General features: G+C 65.9%; 10 protein-coding genes. 4 read left to right on the top strand and 6 right to left on the bottom strand.

Going from position 1 to position 14,391, the window contains the following annotated elements:
• Window positions 1-40: 40 nt before the first annotated feature.
• Genes AC1RNQ_RS05575 through AC1RNQ_RS05590 form a run of 4 tightly spaced genes read right to left on the bottom strand, consistent with a single transcriptional unit; the run spans window position 41 to window position 4,907 of the window.
• Window positions 41-1,363 carry a mannitol dehydrogenase family protein gene (locus AC1RNQ_RS05575; protein WP_493169589.1) on the bottom strand — a complete coding sequence of 441 codons (1,323 nt, stop codon included), beginning with the start codon at window positions 1,361-1,363 and terminating at the stop codon, window positions 41-43.
• Window positions 1,360-2,772, bottom strand: a complete 1,413-nt coding sequence (gene uxaC / locus AC1RNQ_RS05580; RefSeq protein WP_493169591.1) for a glucuronate isomerase — start codon at window positions 2,770-2,772, stop codon at window positions 1,360-1,362. The genes AC1RNQ_RS05575 and uxaC overlap by 4 nt, the downstream gene beginning before the upstream one ends.
• Window positions 2,769-4,085, bottom strand: a complete 1,317-nt coding sequence (locus tag AC1RNQ_RS05585) for an MFS transporter (protein ID WP_493169592.1) — start codon at window positions 4,083-4,085, stop codon at window positions 2,769-2,771. The genes uxaC and AC1RNQ_RS05585 overlap by 4 nt, the downstream gene beginning before the upstream one ends.
• Before the next feature lie 24 nt (window positions 4,086-4,109).
• On the bottom strand, window positions 4,110-4,907 hold the full coding sequence (locus AC1RNQ_RS05590; RefSeq protein ID WP_493169593.1) for a 2-keto-4-pentenoate hydratase: 798 nt from the start codon (window positions 4,905-4,907) through the stop codon (window positions 4,110-4,112).
• A gap of 147 nt (window positions 4,908-5,054) precedes the next feature.
• Here AC1RNQ_RS05590 and AC1RNQ_RS05595 point away from each other — a divergent pair, with 147 nt between their 5' ends.
• Together AC1RNQ_RS05595 and AC1RNQ_RS05600 are read left to right on the top strand one after the other, a co-directional pair.
• Window positions 5,055-6,107, top strand: a complete 1,053-nt coding sequence (locus tag AC1RNQ_RS05595; RefSeq protein ID WP_493169595.1) for a LacI family DNA-binding transcriptional regulator — start codon at window positions 5,055-5,057, stop codon at window positions 6,105-6,107.
• A complete protein-coding gene (locus tag AC1RNQ_RS05600) occupies window positions 6,104-7,624 on the top strand; it encodes a UxaA family hydrolase (protein WP_493169597.1) in 1,521 nt (506 codons plus the stop codon). Before AC1RNQ_RS05595 ends, AC1RNQ_RS05600 begins: the two co-directional genes overlap by 4 nt.
• 185 nt (window positions 7,625-7,809) lie before the next feature.
• Here AC1RNQ_RS05600 and AC1RNQ_RS05605 read toward each other — a convergent pair whose 3' ends face one another.
• Both AC1RNQ_RS05605 and AC1RNQ_RS05610 read right to left on the bottom strand, forming a co-directional pair.
• The gene (locus AC1RNQ_RS05605; protein ID WP_493170589.1) at window positions 7,810-9,345 is read right to left on the bottom strand and encodes a family 43 glycosylhydrolase; all 1,536 of its coding nucleotides are present in this window, start codon (window positions 9,343-9,345) and stop codon (window positions 7,810-7,812) included.
• Window positions 9,346-9,493: 148 nt separating this feature from the next.
• Entirely contained in the window at window positions 9,494-12,358 is a 2,865-nt protein-coding gene (locus tag AC1RNQ_RS05610; protein ID WP_493169599.1) for a TonB-dependent receptor, read from the bottom strand.
• Between the two features lie 260 nt (window positions 12,359-12,618).
• Here AC1RNQ_RS05610 and AC1RNQ_RS05615 point away from each other — a divergent pair, with 260 nt between their 5' ends.
• Window positions 12,619-13,995, top strand: a complete 1,377-nt coding sequence (locus AC1RNQ_RS05615) for a pectate lyase family protein (protein WP_493169600.1) — start codon at window positions 12,619-12,621, stop codon at window positions 13,993-13,995.
• Window positions 13,992-14,387 (top strand): cupin domain-containing protein, encoded by a 396-nt coding sequence (locus AC1RNQ_RS05620; protein ID WP_493169602.1) that lies wholly within the window; start codon window positions 13,992-13,994, stop codon window positions 14,385-14,387. Before AC1RNQ_RS05615 ends, AC1RNQ_RS05620 begins: the two co-directional genes overlap by 4 nt.
• Window positions 14,388-14,391 lie beyond the last annotated feature (4 nt).

Consider the following 14,391-nt stretch of genomic DNA (forward strand, 5'->3'; position numbering starts at 1 on the left):
CTGCGCCAGCTATGCGGTGGGGCGCTGGAAAACCCAAGACCTAATCGGGTGTCCAATCGGAAGGGAGCAGGCCGTCCGGGCCAAATAATGCTTGCCGCTGGCCGGGACCCGCCACCGCCGCGCGCAACCTGTCGGCGAGCGGATCGTCGATGGGGTGCGCACCACCCTGCAGGAAGTCGATCCAGGCGTCGATCGCCGCCAGCAGCGACGGACAGTGCTGCCCGCGCCGTTGGTGCCAGGCGAGCGTTTCGAGCCAGCGCTGCGGGATCTTCTGGCTGCCGTCCATCGCGATCTGGATCAGCCGGTGGTGCAGCGCGGGATTGGCGAAACGCTCGAGCAGCGCCTCGGCATAGGCGACGAGGTCCTGCCCCGGCGCCGCGTCGATCGTCGGCGCGGCTTCATGGCGCATCAGCGTCTCGATCACCGGCCGGATCGCGGGATCGGCGATCGCCTGGTGGACATAGTCATGCCCCTTGCCGAGACCGATATAGGCGAGCGCCGAATGCGCGCCGTTGAGCATGCGCAGCTTTGCGGTCTCATAGGGCGCAACGTCGGCCACCAGTTCGGCGCCGACCTTTTCCCATGCCGGACGCGGCCCGGCGAAATCATCCTCGATCACCCACTGGCTGAAGCCCTCGGTGACCACCGCCCCCTCGTCGCGCATGCCGAGTTCGGCTTCGATCGCGGCGCGGTCGGCTTCGGTCGTCGCGGGGACGATGCGGTCGATCATCGTCGCGGGGCAGCGGCACTGCGCGTCGAACCAGTCGGTGAGGTCAGGATACTCCGACGCAAGATATTCGTGCATCAGCCGGCGCAGCACCGCGCCATTGTTTGCCAGATTGTCGCAGCTGAGCAAGGTCAGTCCGGGCAGCCCGGCCGCATGCCGCGCCGCGAGCGCGGCACCGACGAAGCGGTACAGGCTTGAGGGTCCCTTCGCCGCGACGATGTCGAGCGAGCCGTCGGCGGCGCGCAGATAGCCCTTCTCGGTCACGGTGAAGCTGACGATATGCGTCGTCGGCGCCGCGATGGCCCCGATCACCGCCTGCGCGTCTTCGGCGGCGACGAGCACCTGCTGCACCGCGCCGATGACCCGCAATTGGCTGCCCGTCACGTTGCGCGTCGCGACCGTATAGAGCCCGCCCTGCGGATTGAGCTGCGCCGCGACATCGCCCGAACGCAGCGACACCCCGACGATGCCCCAATTGCCCTCGCCCGCACCCATCGCATCGTCGGTGTAGACCGCCTGATGCGCGCGATGGAAGGCGCCGATGCCGATATGGACGATGCCAGCGGCTTGCGCGGCGCGGTCATAGGCCGGGCGCCCGATCGACACGGGCAGGACGGTCTCAGGCGACAGTCTCACAGCTTGTACGCCGCCTTCGCGAGATTGTAGCTGAGGTCGGTCGCGAGTTCGGCGGCCTCCCACTCCTCGAGTCGGTGCTCGGCGACGAGCTGCGCGAGGAAGCCGCAGTCGATGCGCCGCGCGACATCGTGGCGCGCGGGGATCGACAGGAAGGCGCGCGTGTCGTCGTTGAAACCGACCGTGTTGTAGAAGCCCGCGGTCTCGGTGACCTGGCCCCGGAAGCGGCGCATGCCCTCGGGGCTGTCGTGGAACCACCAGGCCGGGCCGAGCTTCAACGCCGGATAATGGCCCGCGAGCGGCGCGAGTTCGCGCGCATAACTCGTCTCGTCGAGCGTGAAGAGGATGATCGTCAGCTCCGCCTCATTGCCATAACGCCCAAGCAGCGGGCGCAGCGCATGGACATAGTCCGTGTTCGTCGGAATATCGGCGCCCTTGTCGCGCCCATAATGGTCGAACAGCCAGCGGTTGTGGTTGCGGAAGGCGCCGGGGTGGATCTGCATCACCAGCCCGTCGTCGAGGCTCATCCCCGCCATCACGGTCAGCATATGCGCGCGGAACAGTTCGGCGTCGACGGCGCTGACAGTGTCGCCCGTGACGCGCGCGAACAGCGCCTCGGCCTCCGCGTCCGACAGGTCGGCGGTCGCCGCGGTCGGATGGCCATGGTCGGTCGAAGTCGCGCCCATGCTCGCGAAGAAAGCACGGCGGTTGCGGTGCGCGGCGAGATAGCCGGCGTAGGACAGCGCATCCTCGCCCGACAGCTCGGAGAAGCGCTCGAGGTTGCCCCGGAAACCCTCGAACTCGGGATCGACCACCGGGTCGGGGCGATAGGCGGTGATCACCCGGCCGGCCCATTCGCCGCTTTCATTGGCGGCGCGGATCACCGCATGATGCTCGAGCGTATCGATCGGGCTTTCGGTCGTCGCGATCACCTCGATCCGGTAGCGGTCGAACAGCGCGCGCGGACGAAAGGCGTCGGTCGCGAGCTTTTCGGTGACCAGGTCGTAATAATGGTCCGAGGTCGCGGCCTCGAACTGCACGTCGATCCCGAACGCCTCGGCAAAGACCCAGTCCATCCACATCCGCGACGGCGTGCCGCGGAAGAGATGGTAATTCTGCGCGAACAGCCGCCAGCTTTCGCGCGGGTCTGCCGCCTTGTTGCGGATCCCGAGCGCATCGAGGGGAATGCCCTGCGAATAGAGCATCCGGAACACATAATGGTCGGGATGGAGCAACAGCTCCGCCGCGTTGCCGAACGGCGCATTGCCCGCGAACCAGCTGGGGTCGGTGTGCCCGTGCGGACTGATGATCGGCAGCTCGGCAACCTCGGCATAGAGCCGCCGCGCAATGTCGCGCTGGACGGGGTCCGAGGGAAAGAGCCGGTCGGGATGGAGGGAGAGCGGGCGGGTCATGAGGTCTTGGCTTCGCTTTCGACGGTGACGGGGGTGAGGCGCGGGCTCAGCAGGTGGATCGCCGCCACCGCGAGGAAATAGACGGTCGTGCAGACCGCGAAGATGATCGTGTAATTGCCGTTCGTCGCGTCGAGCACGAGCCCGGTCGACTTGGCCATGATCATCCCGCCGATACCGCCCATGAAACCGCCCAGCCCGATCACCGATCCGACCGCACGCTTCGGAAACATGTCGGGCGGGATCGACAGGATCGTCGACGAAAAGGCCTGATGCCCGGCGAGCGCGATGCCGATCAGCACCACCGCGAGCCACATATTCTCGAGGCCGGTGACGAACAGCAATGGCAGGACGCAGCAACCCGCGCCAAGCATCGTGACCTTGCGCGCGAAATTGACGCTGTGGCCCTGCTGGATCAGCTTCGACGACACCCAGCCGCCGAGGATGCTGCCGACGTCGGACAGCAGGTACATGATGATCATCGGCAGCAGCACGACCTTGAGGTCGACATTGTAGGTCGAGCTGAAATATTTGGGCAGCCAGAAGAGCATCAGGAACCACACGGGGTCGGTCAGGAACTTGCCGATCGCAAAGGCCCAGGCCTCGCGCTTGGTGACGATCTTGCTCCAGCCGATACGCTCGATCTTTTCGGGCGGGTCGTGTTCGATCCACGCGAGCTCGGCCTCGCTCACCTTCCCGCTCTCGCGCGGGTTGCTGTAGAGCCAGAGCCAGAGCAGCAGCAGCACGGCGCCGAAGGCACCGGTGTAGATGAAGGTCTCGCGCCAGTCGAAGCCCAGGAACCGCATGAACAGCGCGATCGTCGGCGCGGTCAGGATAACGCCGATCGTCGTCGCACTGTTGACCCAGCCGATCGCATAGGCGCGTTCCTTTTGCGGGAACCACTCGCTCGACGCGCGCACGACCGAGGGGAAATGCCCCGCCTCGCCGACGCCGAGAATGACGCGCGCCATCATGAAGGAGATCACCGACGAGGCGAAGCCGTGCGCGACATGGCCGACGGTCCAGATGCTGATCGCGATCGCATAACCGACCTTCGGTCCGAAGCGGTCGATCAGCCAGCCCATCAGCAGGAAGCCCATCGCATAGGCCGCTTGGAACGCGGTGACGATATTGCCATAGTCGTTCTCGCTCCAGCGAAGCTCGTCGCCGAGCGTCGGCGCGAGCAGGCCGAGCATGGTGCGGTCGATATAATTGACCGTCGTCGCCGCAAAGAGCAGCGCGACGATCATCCAGCGATAACGCCCCGAGCGTGGCACCGGCGCCCCCGCACCTCCGTCCGCGATTGCCTGTGCCATTTTTTTCTCTCTCCCGTGGTGGCCTTAGTAGCCCGTAATCGAACAGCCGACGCGGATTTTTCCGTCGAACAGCGCCTCGCCCCTCTGGCCGGGACGGATTTCGTGAATGCCGGTGATCGCGCCCGCCGACACCCAGGTCCCGGGCGGGATCGCGATGCCGCGCGCGCGCAGCGTATGGATCAGGAACAAGGCCGATCCGAAGGGCCCGTCGAGCATCGCCTCCATCGTCGCGGCGCCGACGCGCGCGCCATCGATGAAGAATTCCACCGGCATGCGGATCAGGTCGGCATTCTGCCAGTCGGGAATGACGGGCCCGAGCACTAGCCCCTTGTTGTTGCCATAGTCCGACGCGGTGACCGCGGGCCCGTGGCGGTTGATCGCGGGAAAGGGCGAACTGGCGATCTCGATCCCTGTGCGGACCTCATCAATGCACGCCCGCACTGTGCCGATATCATAATCGCCCTCGCCGATGTCGCCGAAGCGCAGCAGCACCTCGGCCTCGGCGGCGCCGAAACCCGCGGCATAGACGGGCATCGCCGGCTCGGCGCCGACGCTGCCGTCGAAAATCTCGTCGGTGAAGATCGGGCCTGCGAGCCGGTTGTCGCCATATTGATCGACCAAGCCGGCGGCGATGCGCCCGACCTTCCAGCCGCCGATGCGGCGCCCGTCGAGCGCGATCGCGCGGTCCTGGATCGCATAGGCCTCGGCCATCGTCTTCGGCATCGGCCCGGGATAGGCGGTAAGCGGTGTCTTTTCCGCGCGCGCCGCGATGAACGCCCGGGCGACATTCTCTTGTTCGTTCGATGCCGACATCTTTGCCATTTCCCTCTTCCGGAAAATCCTCTATGAGACACCGGTGTCAAAAGCAAGCGCTTAGCCGTCAAGCCCGGTTGATTTTATGACGGAGTGCGCTCACTAGGAAATGGCATGCCGGACCAACCGCGCATGCACAGGAAAAGTCGAAACTCCATGGCGCCACGCACAAGGGAAAAAAGCGGCAAGCAACCGACGATCAACGACGTCGCGGCGCTCGCCGGCGTATCGAAAAAAACGGTCAGCCGGGTCATCAACCGCTCCGAATTCATTACCGACAAGACACGCCAGGCGGTCGAGCAGGCGATCAAAATGCTCGGCTTCGTTCCCAATCCGCAGGCGCGCGCGCTGGCATTTCGGCGCAACTTCCTGATCGCGCTACTCCACGACAACCCCAATGCGCAGACAGTGCTCAATTTCCAGCAGGGCGTGCTCGACGCGATCAAGGACAGCGACCTCGCACTGCTCGTCCGCCCGGTCGACCGCGGGTCGGACCGGCTGCTCGACGATGTCCGCACCTTCCTCGAAAAGCAGCGCCCGATCGGCGCGCTGCTGCTGCCGCCGATTTCGGAGAATGACGATCTCGCCGCGCTCTGCGAGGATCTGGGGGTACGCTACGTCCGCGTCGGTTCGGCGCCGCTCGACGACACGCGGCACTGCGTGTCATCGAACGACCGCGAAGTGGTGGCGGAAGCGGTCGGCAAGCTCGTCGAACTCGGCCACCGCCGCATCGGTTTCGTCCGCGGACCCGTCGGTTTCCGTTCGGCCGCCGAGCGCGAAAAGGGGTTCCATGAGGCACTGACCACCGCTGGACTGACGCTGCCCGACGAACTCTTCGCGCCCGGCAACTACCGCTACACCGCCGGGATCGACGCGGGCGAAGCGCTGCTGTCGCTCGCCGAGCCGCCGAGCGCGATCTTCTGTTCGAACGACGAAATGGCGGCCGGGGTGATGAGCGTCGCGCATAGCAAGGGCATCGCCGTGCCGGCCGATCTGTCGATCATCGGGTTCGACGACAGCCCGACCGCGACACATATCTGGCCCGCGCTCAGCACGGTGCGCTGGCCGATCCGCGAGATGGGCATGCGCGCCGCGCGCGCGCTGGTGCCCGATTTCCTCGACATCAATGCGCGCTCGGCCGACGAGGAGTCGTACGTCCTGCCCTCGACCTTCGTCGAGCGCCAGTCGGTCGCGGCGGCGAAACGATGACCGGAACAGCCACCCTCGCCGACGCGATGACACCGGTAACTGCACTCCGCATCCACGCCGGCGACAATGTCGCGACCTGCCTCGCCGACGCGGCGGTGGGCGATCGCGTCGCGATCGACGGCGATACGATCGCGCTGACCGATACCGTCGGACGCGGGCATAAATTCGCCCTCGCCGCGATCGCGCGCGGCGAGCGCGTCGTCAAATATGGCTTCGAGATCGGCCGCGCGACCGCCGACATCGCGGTCGGCGCGCATGTCCACACGCACAATCTCGCGACCGCGCTCAGTGGCGACGGCGACTATCGCTATACGCCGCATACGGCCGGGAACGCAGCGCCCTCCCCCACGCCGCGCAGCTTCGCCGGCTATCGCCGCGCCGATGGCCGCGTCGGCACGCGCAACGAGATCTGGATCCTGCCGACCGTCGGCTGCGTCGGCAATCTCGCCGCGCGCGTCGCGCGGATCGCGGGCGAGCGCCACGCCGGGCGCGTCGACGGCATCCACGCCTTCAAGCATCCCTTCGGCTGCTCGCAGCTCGGCGACGATCTCGGCCATACGCGCGGCGTGCTCGCCGCGCTGGCGCAGCATCCCAATGCCGGGGGCGTGCTGATCGTCGGGCTCGGCTGCGAAAGCAACCAGCTCGCGCCGCTGCTGGGCGGCATCGCGCCCGAGCGCCGCGGCCATATCCGCACGCTGTCGGCGCAGGCGGTCGAGGACGATCTCGAAGCCTGTCTCGTGCTGGTCGACGAGCTTGTCGACGCCTGCGCGGACATCGAACGCACGCCGGTACCGCTTTCGGAACTCACGCTCGGGGTCAAATGCGGCGGCTCCGACGGCCTGTCGGGGCTCACCGCCAACCCGCTCGTCGGTCGCATGGCCGACGCGGTTTCCGCAGCGGGCGGCAAGGTGATCCTCACCGAAATCCCGGAGATTTTCGGTGCCGAACAGATGCTGATGGACCGCGCGGTGTCGCGCGAAGTGTTCGACGAAACGGTCGAACTGGTGAACGACTTCAAGCAATATTTCATCCGCAACGGCGAACCGGTGAGCGAAAACCCCTCCCCCGGCAACATCGCCGGCGGCATCACCACGCTCGAGGAAAAGTCGCTGGGCGCAGTGCAGAAGGGCGGCCAGGCGCCGCTGGTCGACGTCCAGCGCTACGGCGGCGAGGCGGCGCTGCCCGGGCTCACGCTGCTCGAGGCGCCCGGCAACGACGCGGTATCGTCGACCGCGCTGACCGCCGCGGGCGCGACTATGATCCTCTTCACCACCGGCCGCGGCACCCCGCTCGGCTTTCCGGCGCCGACGCTCAAGATCGCGTCGAACAGCGGGCTCGCGGCGCGCAAATCGGGGTGGATCGATTTCGACGCCGGACAGGTGCTGAACGAAGGCTTTGAAGCTGCGTCGGGCGCGCTGCTCGACCTGATCGCCGCCACCGCCTCGGGCGCCGAAACGCGCGCCGAGGCCAATGAGGAACGCGAGATCGCGATCTGGAAGTCGGGCGTGACACTTTAAGGCGCCGCCGCGTAGGGAAAAGTTTCGCGCAAAGACGCAAAGACACGAAGAGGAATGCGCCATGGATCGGCGCGCCGCCTTCCATCGCGCGAAGCGCCCTTAAAGGCCGCCTGCGGCGGCAAGAGACTTCGGAACCTTGCGCGCCTTCTTTGTGTCTTTGCGTCTTTGCGCGAAACAAAAAATCGCTACGCCAGCGCCTCGAACCGGAAGTCGCGGAAGCGCGCCTCGCCCTCCCCTGCCGAATAGAGCCCGGGGCGCAGCATCAGGAAACCGCCGCGCACATTATGGTGGTAGCCCGACACCTCCATGCCGCGGTCGAACCTTGCCCAGGTCTTCCCGCCGTCGCCGCTGGTGTCATAGGTGACGATATGCCGGTCGTTGGTGACGCGCATGCGCATCCGCCGGCCGTGCGGGTTGGCGGGCCGTGCGCGCTCGATGCCATATTGGTGGGTGACGAAGCGCTCGCCGTCGAAGCCGAGCCCGCAATAGAGCCGATCGTCGTAGAAGAGGATGAGCCCCGCGGTGCCGCCCGGCGCGATCTCGATATCGCATTCGAACCGGTAGGCCTGGTCGCCCGCGATCAGCAGCAAGGGCGAGGAATCGGACGGCGCCTTGCCGCGCGCCTTCAGCACCAGCGCGCCATCCTCGACCCGCGCGCGCGTCGCCTCGTCGGGGGCGGGCTTGAAGAAATTCCATTTGGCGCCCAGCGCCAGCGCCTTGAAATCGTCGGACAGCGCCATGCCGTGCGGCCCGGCGATCGCGCCCCTCTTCGGCTTGGCGATCGGCGCCGACAGGTCGCCGCCCTTCATCCGGAACCAGCCGTCGGCGGTCCATTCGATCGGATCGAGCAGCGCCTGGCGCCCCAGCGTCCAATAGCCATTCTCATAACCGTGATAGACGCTCCACCAGTCGCCCGCGGGCCCCTCGACCAAAGTCGCATGGCCGCGCGACCACCATTTTTCGCTCGCCGACTTCGTATGGACGAGCGGGTTCTGCGGGCAATTTTCCCACGGCCCGTGGATCGATTTCGACCGCGCGGCGATCACCATATGCCCCGTCGGCGGCCCCGCGGTGCCGCCCACCGCGGTGACCATGTAATAATAGTCGCCGTGCCGCGTGATCTTGGGTCCCTCGGGCGCGAAGCCCTCGACCACCCAGTCCGACGGATAGCGCCACGGATCATAGACATGCTCGGGCTCGCCGATCCGCGACAGCCCGTCGTCGGACAGCCGCACCCGGTCGCCGCCCGACAGGAACAGCCAGCGCGACCCGTCCTCGCCGACCGCATGGCCGGGGTCGATATGATTGGGCAGCTTCAGGTCGAGGGGATCGCTCCACGGCCCCTCGATCTTGTCGGCCCAGATCACCCAGCTGGTGTTCGGCCCCTTGGTCGGGATGTAGAGGTAGAAGCGCCCCTCATGCTTCACCAGTTCGGGCGCCCAGACCGAGCCGATATTCCGGTGCAGCGTCGGCCCGATCGGCCGCCAGCTCACCAGGTCGCGCGAATGCCAGATGACCAGCCCGGGATAGCTCTCGAAGGTCGAGAAGGTCATGTAATAATCGGCGCCGTCCTTCAGGATCGATGGGTCGGGATGGTCGCCCGCCATGATCGGGTTGAGGAAGCGCCCGTCGCCAAGATCTGCCTTGCGCTGCCCGTCGAAACCCTTGGCCCACGGCGGGGTATCGGTAGCGGATGGCTTTCCGGCCGCGAGTCCCGGCACCGCCGCAAAGCCCGAAAGGCTCGCCCCGAACAGCCCCGTTCCGGCCAGTTTCAACAGCGCGCGCCGATCGGTCACCTATCTCTCCTTCAATCGAAAGGCCCGGCCCCCGCAAGCGCAGGCCGGGCCTCACCGGGACTAAATCTTCACATCAGATCTTGACGCGTGCACCGAACAGGAAGGTGCGGCCGAAATGGTTATTCTCGTAATTGCGGTCGGCATCGAAATCGGTGAAGCGATAGCGATAGGTGTCGAGCAGATTATTGCCCTCGATCGACAGCTCGAGCCATTCGGTCAGCTTGTAACGGATCGACGCATCGACATTCCACGTCGCGCCATAGCCTTCGAAGACATTGCCGGTGCCGCTGTTCGCATCGACGTAGCGGCTGCGATAGCTCGCCGACGCGCGGGCGCTGAAGGCGCCATCGTCATAATAGAGCGTCCCGTTATACGCGCGCCGCGACACGCCGAACAGGGTCGAGCTGCGCGGGCCGCTGATCAGCGGTCCGAAGCTGCAGGCGGGCAGCACGCAGTCGGTGATCGCCGGCCCCTGGACCGTGTAATCAGCCGTCGAGCTGATGAAAGTGGCATTGGCGAGCACACCGAAGTGGCTGAACAGACCGTCTTCGACGAACGCGCTGAACGGTATCTGCGCGGCGAGTTCGATACCCTTCAGCGTTGCACCCGTACCGTTGACCTGCGCCGAAACCGTATACAACTGGTTGGGGTCGTTCGCGATATAGGCGGGCGAGCTCGGCAGCAGCACGCTCCGGTCCACGCCGAGTTGCGCCAGCGTCGCCTGATAAGCGCCGGCCACCGGGAAGCTTTCGACCTTTTTCACGAAGCCGGCGACCGACAGCAGTGCCTGCGGCGCGAAATACCATTCGATCGCAGCATCGAAATTGGTCGCGCGATAGGGGTTGAGATAGGGATTCCCGTAGGTCGCACGATAGTTGAAGCCATCGAATGTTCCGCTGGGGTTGAGGTTGCCGAAGCTCGGCCGCGTCATCACCTTCCCGATCGCGCCGCGAACGACGACATCCTGCGAAGGATAGAGCGCGACGTTGAACGACGGCAGCCAGTCGTCATAGCGGCGCCTCACGCTCACGCCATTTGCCGCCGACGAGATCTGCGCCGTCCTGACATAGCGGATACCGGCATTGGCCGCATATTCGAGGCCGAGCAGCTCGCCCTTGGCATCGAACTGGAGATAGCCTCCCGAGGTGGTTTCCTGCACCGAACGCGTGTTGGCGGCATCCACGGCGGGGTTACGCTCGTAGAGGCGGGTGAAGTCGGTCGCTGCCGGGAAGGCCGGAATCAGCCACTGCGTCGTCGTGCCCGCCGGTTGCCCAGCCCTGCCGAGCGTGAACAGCTCCGACAAGGCCGCCGTGACCGGGAAGCCATAGACGGCGTTCGGACCGAAGAGGCTCGTCGGCGTACAGGCGATCGTCCCCGCGGTGCTGGTCACGAGGCTGGTGCCGCCATTTCCGCACACCGCGGTGTCGCGGGTGAAGGCCATGGTGTCGAAATTGAACCGGCGCCACATGCCGCCGGCCTTGATCTGGAAACCGTCGGCGACGTCCCATTCGGTGCGCAGCTGCGCCGTCTTGAACTTGTTGGTGACATTCGACGGACGGTCGCGAATTTCGGCAAGCTGGAAATTCGCCGGATTGGTCACGCTGGTGCCAAAGGTCAGCACCGGGCTCTTCATGTCGCTGTAATCGAACGAATAGCCCTGTGCGTCGCGATCATCGAAGACGACCGTCGTTTCCACCGGAATATCGGCGTCCGACTTGGAAAAGCCGCCGAGCAGGGTGAAGCGGAAGCTGTCCGAGATATCCTGGTCCCACGTGCCGCCGAGCTGATAGAATTCGGTTTGCGACTTGCGCAGATAATGTTCGGTGCGGACCCAGGCGTCGTTCAGCGTCGCCGAGATCATATTGTTGTTCGCGTCATAGACCGGGTTGATGACGTTGATCGACCGCTCGTTCGACCGCAGCAGCACCTCGCCCCATTTCTCCTCGCGGCTCTCCTTGAAGCGCGAATAGAGGCCATCGATCGAAACGCGCGTGCTGTCGGTGGGCTCGAACTGGATCGATCCGGTCAGCCCCAGACGCTCGCGGCGATGCTCGATCTCGCCATAACGCGGAATGCGCGGGTGGAACGCCAGCGCCGCCTTGGTGCAGCCCGGGCTCGGGATATAGGATCCGCCGCTGTTCGCGTTGGTCCAGCAATTCGTACCGTCGACCGAGTCGAAGCGCGCCTGCGCCCAGCGCACCGTGTTGTTGCCGAGTTCGAGCGTATCGCCCTTCGAATAGGCGGCCGACACCGCGACGCCGAAGGTTCCATCGACGTTGCGCCAGCTGAGCAGGCCCGCAACACGCGGCCCCAGATCCTTCGACAGATCATTATAGGACCCGACGACCGAGAGCGCGCCATGCAGCCCATCCTTGCCGCCCAGCGGATTGCCGGTGTTGAGATCGACCACCGCGCCGAGCGAGCCTTCGTCGAGCGAGGCTTCGGCGGTCTTGTGGACGACGATGCTGCTGAACAGCTCCGACGCAAAGACGTTGAAGTCGAACGAGCGATCGCGGTTCGACGAAGCGCCGTCGGTCGAGGTCGCGATGGTCTCCAGGCCGTTCACGCGAACGCGGGTGAATTGCGCGCCGAGCCCGCGAACGGTGATCGCCCGGCCTTCGCCGCCATCGCGCTGGATCGAGATGCCGGGAATGCGCTGCAGCGATTCCGCCAGATTCTGGTCGGGGAATTTGGCGATATCCTCGGCAACGATCGCGTCGACCGCGCTGACCGAGTCGCGCTTCACGGTAAGCGCCGCTTCGAGCGATGCGCGAAAGCCGGTGACGACGATTTCGTCCTCCGCGGCGACTTCGTCGGCGGGCGCGGCGGCGTCGACCGCGTCCTGCGCCCGGGCCGGCGACACCGCCAGCACCGCGAGCGAAACCCCGCACGCCAACCTCGCCAGATTGCGGACGCCCTGCATTGCGTGAATAGCCATTAAAATCCTCCCTTTGACCAGCCCCATCCGCGCTCGTTGGCGTGAATGACACCGGTTACTTTACGTGACAAACGAAAGCGCTGCGCTTTCTTGCCGAATGATTTTCGAGAGGGGTGCAATGCCGCCGCATATCTGCGGCGAGCCATCCATTGACCTCTCCCCGTTCGAATTTTCTCGTTGACCGGTTGGGGTAACCGGTGTCAGGAAGATTGAAGGATATGGGCAGAACTGTCAATACCCCAATGAACAAGGAGAGACGGATGCTGAAAAAGCTGTGGCTTGCGGCGCTTTTGCTCGCCCCCACGCTGCCCGCGGCGACGACGCTCGCCGCCGATTCGCCTCCCCTCGCCTTCCCCGGCGCGGTCGGTCCTGCGGCGCACACCGTCGGCGGTCGCGGCGGCAAGATATTGCGCGTGACGACGCTCGCGCCCGACGGTCCGGGATCGCTGAAGGCGGCGATCGAGACGCCGGGCCCCCGCATCATCGTGTTCGAGGTCGGCGGCGTGATCGACATGGGACGCCAGGGCATCGAGATCAAACATCCCTTCCTGACCATCGCCGGCCAGACCGCGCCCGGACCCGGCATCACGCTGATCCGCACCGGCATCGACGTGAAGACGCACGACGTCGTGATTCGCCACCTGCGCGTCTTCACCGGGGTCGACGGCCAGCCCAAGCGGAGCGGGTGGGAGGCCGACACCTTCTCGACCGTCGCGGCGCACAATGTCATCGTCGATCATTGCACGCTGATGTGGGGGATCGACGAGAATATGTCGGCATCGGGTCCGCGCTTCACGGGCACGAGCGTCGAGGAGTGGCGCGCCGGCACCAGCCGCAACATCACCTTTTCGAACAATCTCGCCGCCGAAGGTCTTGCCGACGCGAGCCATCCCAAGGGCGAGCACAGCAAGGGATCGCTGATCCACGACAATGCGACGGGCATCGTCTTCTACCGCAACCTCTGGGCGCATAATGTCGAGCGCAACCCGCTGATCAAGGGCGGCGGGCAGGCACTGATGATCAACAATCTGATCTATAACCCGCAGCACCGCGCGGTGCACTACAACCTCATGGCGCTCGAATGGATCGGGCATGACTATGTGGCGGGGCAGATCACCGCGATCGGCAATGTGATGCGCGGCGGCAACGACACCGATGCGCGGCTGCCCTTCCTGATGCTCGGCGGCGACGGCGACCTCGAATATTATGGCAAGGACAATCTGGCGGTCGACCGCCACGGCGAGGCGCTCCCCGAATTCGGCCGTTACGGCGAGACGCGCGCGCAGCTGATCCGCGCCAAGGCGCCGCTCGCGCCCTTGGCCGGCTACAAGATCCTGCCGGTGCGCGACGTCGAAACCTCGGTCCTTGCGACCGCGGGTGCGCGGCCGTGGGCGCGCGATGGCGAGGAAATCCGCGTACTCTTCTTCGTCGCCGAAGGGCGCGGCGAGGTGATCGACGACGAGAAGCAAGTCAGCGGCTATCCGCCGGTCAAGGAAGCGGTCCACGCGCCCTTCGTCGAGGCCGAATGGGACCTGGCGACGATGGAGCCCAGATCGGGCCTCTATCCCGGCCAGACCGCGCCGATGCCGCAGGAAGCGCTCTCGCCGCGCGACCGCGCGTCGCGGAGCGCGCCATGACCATGCTGCTGGCCGCGCTGCTCGCCGCGGGCGCGCCCGCGATGGTCGTCATCGACGAGGCCGCCACGGTGCGCGAGGAAGCCCCGCCGCACGGCGCGATCGGTATGTCGACGGCGTACCGGATCAGCGACGCGGTGCCCGCGCCGCGCAGCTTCGAGTTCCGCAAGCGCGCGCTGCATATCGACGCAGCCATCGGCGTCCACCCGATCGACCATGACGAAATCTATTATGTCCTGTCGGGCACCGGCGTCGTCCATTCCGACGGCGAGGAGAAGGAATTGCGCGAAGGCATGGCCGCGTGGCTCTACAAGGGGGCGAAGGTCGGCATCCGCCAGACCGGCGACGCGCCGCTGGTGCTGATCATCGCCTATCCGAACAAGCTGGCGGAGTAGCGGC

It is taken from the genome of Sphingopyxis sp. GW821-FHT12F08 (assembly GCF_058806755.1).